Annotated in this window: 1 pseudogene; it reads right to left on the bottom strand. The window is 70.7% G+C overall.

From position 1 onward, the window contains the following. Positions 1 to 263: pseudogene (locus BIV03_RS04935) on the bottom strand (transporter); the annotation flags it as partial.

The raw sequence follows: 263 nt of genomic DNA, 5'->3' as shown, positions 1-263 counted from the left end.
AGCAGCACGCCGAGCCCGGTGATCGCCTGCACCGGGACCGTGAGCACGTCGTCCGTCAGCGCGAACACCGCGACCGTGGCGACCGACGGCGGTGCCACGAGGATCGCCATCGTCGGCACGAGCGGTGCGGGCAACGCGGGGCGGAATGACAGCCGGATGAGGAGCAGGCCGGTCATCACGACCCAGAAGAACACGCCGACACCGAAGCAGGCCCAGGAGAGCCAGGTGAGCCCGACCTCGTGCGTGGCGACCGAGCCGACGAG

The organism is Curtobacterium sp. MCBA15_016 (assembly GCF_001865105.1).
In the GTDB taxonomy this organism is placed as follows: domain Bacteria; phylum Actinomycetota; class Actinomycetes; order Actinomycetales; family Microbacteriaceae; genus Curtobacterium.
Note: the sequence above shows the minus strand (reverse complement) of the source record. Positions and strands in the feature narration are given on the sequence as shown.